The following is a 6,077-nucleotide window of genomic DNA, read 5'->3' as shown; positions in this document are numbered from 1 at the left end:
CTTCGAAGCCGCCCATGGCCATCAGGGCGGCCGGAGCCTCTTCGAGGCTGAGCCTCTTGCTGACCAGAAGTTCGGGCTTCAGCTTGCCGCTGCCRATCATCGCCATAATCGCCGGATAGCGGTAGGCCTGCATGCCCAGGCTGCCGAGGATTTCGAGCTCGAAGGCGATCACCTGATCCATCGGCACCTGCGCCCTGGCATGCTCGCCCAGCATCAGCCCGACCTGCACGTGGCGGCCGCGCCGGCGCAGATTGGCGATCGAGTTGAACGAGGTCGTCGAGTGGCCGAGCGCATCCATCGACATATGCGCGCCGCCCTTGGTGATCTCCCGGACCGCCTCGACCACATCGGGCGTCGTCGAGGCGTTGACCGTCGCCACCGCGCCGATCTTCTTGGCAAACTCCAGCTTTTCATCCGTCAGGTCGATGGCAATGACATTGGCGCCCATGGCGCTGGCGATCATGATCGCCGACAGGCCGACGCCGCCACAGCCATGCACCGCCACCCATTCGCCGGGCCTCACCCGGCCCTGGTCGACGATGGCGCGAAACGAGGTGATGAAGCGGCAGCCGAGGCTGGCGGCGGTGGCGAACTCCATCTCCTCGGGCARRCGCACCAGATTGGTGTCGGCATGCTCGATGGCAACATATTCAGCGTACGAGCCCCAGGCACTGAAGCCTGGCGTCTTCGGGTGTTCGCAGATCTGGTGATGGCCCGAAGTGCATTCGAAGCAGCGCCCGCAGCCGACGGCGAACGGCACGGTGACGCGCTCGCCGGCCTTCCACCGGGTGACCTGGTTGCCGGCGGCGACGACGATGCCGGCCAGTTCATGGCCCGGCACATGCGGCAGTGTGATGCCGTCATCATGGCCCATCCAGCCATGCCAGTCGCTGCGGCAAAGGCCCGTCGCCTCGACCTTGATGACGACACCTTCGGGCGTCGGCTTCGGATCGGCGACGGTCTGGATCGTCGGCGCCTGGCCGAACTGTTCGAAGACGACAGCTTTCATATCAGGGTCCTTCTGGGGCTTTCCGGGGGGCGCGGGGCGGGCAGGGGCGCCTTGGTCCGGCGATTGCTAGTTCGGTTCCAGTCCTCGGGTCCTTCTTGGTACCTGAGGATTTGAGATCCAGCATCACATCAGCCAATTGGTTGATATATCATGTGTTGCATGAGGCAAAATCCCTGTCAATTAGCCCCATGAGCTCCGGCCCTTTTTCCCTACCTAGTCGCGCAAAATGTCATGGCATTCACTTTTTTTGTTGCAAACTGTGGATCTTGCGGCTGATATGCATTTGTCGAGGTTCGACAGATGGCCAATCCCGACTTCGCTAAAGATTGGATATATCATGCTCTATAGTGCTCACCGCGCGAAAGAAGATAGCGGAGTGATCTCTTGAACCAAGCCCTTGGAGTTTAGAGCCGAGCTTCGTGCGAGGGCGCCGGGCCTCGCCTCTCAGGATTGCACCGGCTTGAAGGGGAAACAGCGATGACATCAAAAATGCCAGCACACGCCTGTCTTCAGCATCACCTCACCCGCCGATCCATTTTAGTTGGCGCTGCGGCGACCGCCGTCACCGCCGCGACCAATTTGCTGCCCGCAGCGTTCGCGGCGACTGCAGCGGTAAAAACGGTGGTCCCAGGCGCATTGACCATCGCGATGAACGGCGACATGCCAATGACCAGCGTCAAAGATGGCAAGATAATTGGAACCGACGGCGAAATGATTTCAAAGATCGCCGAGAAACTCGGCCTTACGCCACAGCCCGCTTTAATGGATTGGTCGGCTACGATTGAATCGGTCCGCGGTGGCCGAGCTGACGTCATGTTGGGAAATATGGGTTGGACGCAGAAGCGCGCGGAAGTAATGCTTCTTACCGATCCGATCTACTACACGCCGAAGTTCACGCTCATGCGCAAGGACATGCCCGTTGGCGACCGGCTCACACTTGAGGATATGAAGGATCGAACCCTTGGGACTGTCCAAGGATTCACGATCGTTCCGGAATTGAAGCAGGTGCCGGGCGCCGCGGAAGTGAGGCTCTACGACACCACCGACGCTTGCGTGCGCGACATTCGCGCCGGCCGCTTGGATTTCGGGTTCCTTGATACTCCGACAATCAGCTACATGATTCAGCAAAACCCCGATTGGGATCTGAAGGTAATTCCAACTACCTCTTACCCACAGTTCAAGATTCTTGGCGTTAAGCAATTGACCTTGATGGGAATGAACCCAGAGAATACCGACCTATTCGACGCGCTTAATGCCGGTATCGCCTGGTTGTGGAAGACCGGCGGGAACAAGGAGTTTCTGGCGAAGTACGGACTGAACAACCCTGACTTTCTGGTCCCGCCCGAACGCAACCCTCGCATCGGTATCGATCGCGACGAAAAGGGCACCGTCCTAGGTCCCTGGGCGCATGCGCCGAAAGATTTCTCGAGCTTCTTCGGGTGATCGCGGTGGCAGATCGATCGGCCAAAGATCAGCGAGACGCCGACCCGGCTCCAAAAATCGATCTGCCGCTCGTCGTGGTAAAGGATCTTCACAAATCGTTCGGGAGCTTCAAGGCGATAGACGGTGTTGATCTGTCTATCGCCCCAAGCGAGAAGGTCGCGATCATCGGTTCGAGTGGTTCGGGAAAAACCACGCTGCTGCGATGCATAGCCTATCTCGAAAAGCCGACAAATGGACTGATCACCATTGACGGCAAGTCCATCGGAGAGAAGGTCGTCGGCGCACGCAAGGTGCCGATGTCCGACAAGGAAATCGCCCAGATCCGCACCGGTATCGGCATGGTGTTCCAGCGCTTCAACCTTTTCCCGCATTTAACCGCACTAGAAAACATCATGCTTGGTCCACTCAAAGTGCTGCGCCGGAAGCGCGAGGATGTTGAGCCCATCGCCCGTGATCTACTCCAGAAGGTTGGTCTTCCCCATAAGGCCAACGCTTATCCGGACCATCTTTCGGGTGGGCAGCAGCAACGGGTCGCCATCGCACGATCTCTTGCGATGAAGCCGAAGCTGATGCTGTTCGATGAGGCCACCTCGGCGCTCGACCCGGAACTCGTCGGCGAAGTGCTGCACGTCATTCGCCAGCTCGCCGAAGAAGGCATGACAATGCTGATCGTCACCCACGAGATGTCCTTTGCCGAGGAAGTGGCCGACCGCATCGTCGTCATGGATCACGGCGTCATCGTCGATCAGGGCGCACCCGACATGCTGGTGTCCTCACCGGCCCATCCGCGCACGCTAGCACTCCTGCGCCCGAACCGCGAACCTCGGTCGACAGCGCTGCGGGCTGGAGCCTCCTCATGAATGAGTGGGCTCGCGCACTACCGCTATTTCCCGAATTCCTGGGAATTCTGCTCTGGGGAGCGGTTACGACGATACATATAACGATCGGCTCCTTCGTGCTCGCGGTCGCTATCGGACTGGTCCTGGGGCTTATTCAGTCCTTCCCCGCTCGCCTGCCGAAGATAATCATCCGGATCTATATCGAGGTATTCAGAGGAGTTCCCGTCCTAACTCAACTGTTCGTTTTGTATTTCGGATTAGCCCAGATCGGGATCAAGTTAAATCCGATCCCGGTCGCTATCGTCGGCTTCGGTCTCAACGGCGGAGCATATCTGACAGAGGTTTTCCGCGCGGGCCTGCAGTCGGTTCACTCCGGCCAGCTAGAGGCCGCATTCATGGTCGGAATGACGCGGATGAAGGCTTTGCGCTACGTGGTTCTGCCGCAGGCGATGCGTGTGGTCTTGCCGCCTTTGGCGAATTTCGCGGTTGGACTTCTCAAGGACACCTCCCTAGCATCTGCCGTAGCCGCACCTGAATTGAGCTTCTATGCGCGCAATCTCGTGACGCGGACCTATCTCAGTGGACCTATCTATTTCCTGGTGGCCGCCGTCTACATCGCCATGAGCTTCCCATTGTCGCGCTTTGCACAGCGTCTCGAACGGCGCTTCAGCCAAGGGAGGAGCGTGTGATGGCATTTGTCTCGCTCGTCGTCGAATGGATGCCGCAGTTGATGCGTGGTGTCCTTTGGACACTGCGATTGATGGGACTGTCTTTCCTGCTTGCGGCCGTGCTCGCGCTGCCAATCGCCTTGGCTAGGCTCTCACGCTATTCCTATCTGCGCTTAATCGCACAGACTTATGTCGAGATCATCAGAGGCATGCCGTCCCTGACTTTGCTGTTCGTCATCTACTTCGGGCTGCCATCATTCGGGCTGACCCTGCACGCTATTGACGCGGCGATTCTCGGGCTGGGGCTGAACGGCGCCGCCTACGTGTCCGAAATCTATCGCTCAGGCATTCAGGCTATCGACCCCGGGCAGCGCGAAGCTGCACAAATGATTGGAATGCGTCCTGTCCAGGTCCTGCGGCACGTTGTTTTACCGCAAGCTTTCAGGGTCGTTCTTCCTCCGATGGGAAATTTTAGCATCTCCTTGCTGAAGGATACGTCCGTCGCTTCGTTGATTTCGGCTCCCGAAATGATGCTGCAAGCTCGCGATCTCACAAGCGAGTATTTTATGCCGCTGCAAATCTATGTTGCGGTTGGACTCATGTACCTGCTGATGGCCCTCCCTTTATCTTATCTTGTTCGCATCCTTGAGGCTCGCCTCAGCATAGGCCCAGTGGAAGAAAGGGCGCTCAGTCATGGAAAAATTTGACGCAATTGTCATCGGATCAGGAGCCCTGGGCGCCAGTACGGCATTTCATCTCGCGAAGGCGGGGAAAAGCGTAGCGCTGCTGGACCGGGCAGAAATCGCGTCCCAGACATCCGCCCGCGCCGCCGGTTTGAGCGGGCAGGTTCGACAGACAGAATTGATGACGAAGCTCGCAATGCGCGCTATCGACAAGATAAGGCGCTTTGCCGAGGAGACTGACGAGGAAATTGAATATTTCCAGCCTGGGAGCATGTCAGTGGCCCGGTTTCCGGAACATGCTGAGATGCTGCAGGAGCGACTTGCCCTGGCCAAGACTCTCGGCCTCGACGTCGATATGATCTCGCCGGATCAAGCGCATGAACTGAACCCATTTCTGGCGACGAAGGGCATCGTAGCCGTTGCTTATATGCGCCACGACATTTTTCTTGAGCCGGTGCAAGTCCCCCGCGGGTATGCCAACGGCGCGAAGAGATTGGGGGCAGTGCTCCTTCCTCACACCCATGTGTCTGAGATCGTCGTGGAGAACGGTGCCGTCAGCCGTGTCGTTACCAATCGAGGCGATCTTGCTGCGAAAACCATTGTCGATGCCGCCGGTGGTTGGTTGAGGCTCGTAGCATCCTTTGCCAGCAGCAAGGTACCGGTTGTTGCCATGCGCCACCAGCTGATGATCACCGCTCCGATCGAGGGGGTGGAGACAACTCAACCGATCACGCGCATCATCGATGCCAATGTCTATGTGCGGCCCGATAAAGGTGGGCTCATGTTCGGCGGCTACGAGAAGGACCCTAAGCCGGTCGATGTCTCGCAGATGTCGCCATCGTTTCGGATTGAGGATCTGGAGCTCGATCTGTCAGTTCTGAAGCGGCTCACCGAAACGGTTAAGGACCAGTTGCCGATCTTCCAGCAAGACCTCAAGCTTCAGGAGCATCGAGKCGGTCTTCCCACGATGACCACCGACGGTCATCATATCCTGGGCGAGGCGCCCGGTGCAAAAGGTCTATACGTTCTGGGTGGCTGCAATGTCGGCGGTTTGTCGATTGCGCCAGCTCTGGGCGAGCAGCTGGCAGAACTTATCGTTAATGGCCGCACCGAACTCGATCTGTCGCCGATGGCTCTGGATCGATTTGCAGCAGGCATGTCCGAAAGCGAGATGCTGGAGAAGTGTCGCGAGCGCTACGTCCACTATTACACCTTCCGTTTCAAGGACAAGTTCTCCGCCGCCGCAGCCTAAGGTTTTCGACTCTATCTTCGCTTCGCCGGCGCGCCGAAGCGCTCCGGTAACAACGCRAGGACTCCCTGATGCAAGCCCTATCGCCCAAAAATTCACTCTCATCGCCACGACGTTTCGATGAGCTGCTAAGCAGCCCAAAAATTCACTCTCATCGCCACGACGTTTCGATGAGCTGCTAAGCAG

At 58.2% G+C, this 6,077-nt stretch carries 6 protein-coding genes; 5 read left to right on the top strand and 1 reads right to left on the bottom strand.

The genetic code is table 11. The annotated features are described in order from the left end of the window. The coding region (locus tag AC1DZP_RS35545) for a zinc-dependent alcohol dehydrogenase family protein (RefSeq protein WP_477308939.1) at positions 1-1,009 on the bottom strand (1,009 nt) is incomplete at its 3' end. A gap of 477 nt (positions 1,010-1,486) precedes the next feature. Between AC1DZP_RS35545 and AC1DZP_RS35540 the strand changes: the two genes are divergently transcribed. The 5 genes from AC1DZP_RS35540 to AC1DZP_RS35520 are packed head-to-tail and all read left to right on the top strand — an operon-like array spanning position 1,487 to position 5,894. Then, positions 1,487-2,452: a substrate-binding periplasmic protein gene (locus AC1DZP_RS35540; protein WP_477308937.1), complete on the top strand. Its 966-nt coding sequence runs from the start codon at positions 1,487-1,489 to the stop codon at positions 2,450-2,452. Between the two features lie 56 nt (positions 2,453-2,508). Beyond that, positions 2,509-3,312, top strand: coding sequence for an amino acid ABC transporter ATP-binding protein (locus AC1DZP_RS35535; protein WP_477308941.1), 804 nt, complete (start codon positions 2,509-2,511; stop codon positions 3,310-3,312). Further along, a complete protein-coding gene (locus AC1DZP_RS35530; protein ID WP_477308935.1) occupies positions 3,309-3,980 on the top strand; it encodes an amino acid ABC transporter permease in 672 nt (223 codons plus the stop codon). The genes AC1DZP_RS35535 and AC1DZP_RS35530 overlap by 4 nt, the downstream gene beginning before the upstream one ends. Next, a complete protein-coding gene (locus tag AC1DZP_RS35525; RefSeq protein WP_477308933.1) occupies positions 3,980-4,666 on the top strand; it encodes an amino acid ABC transporter permease in 687 nt (228 codons plus the stop codon). The genes AC1DZP_RS35530 and AC1DZP_RS35525 overlap by 1 nt, the downstream gene beginning before the upstream one ends. Beyond that, positions 4,653-5,894 (top strand): NAD(P)/FAD-dependent oxidoreductase, encoded by a 1,242-nt coding sequence (locus AC1DZP_RS35520; protein ID WP_477308931.1) that lies wholly within the window; start codon positions 4,653-4,655, stop codon positions 5,892-5,894. The genes AC1DZP_RS35525 and AC1DZP_RS35520 overlap by 14 nt, the downstream gene beginning before the upstream one ends. Positions 5,895-6,077 lie beyond the last annotated feature (183 nt).

The sequence above is a fragment of the Mesorhizobium sp. P2_F8 genome, assembly GCF_056403655.1.
The sequence above is the reverse complement of the archived record's forward strand: the minus strand, read 5'-3'. Positions and strand labels throughout refer to the sequence as shown.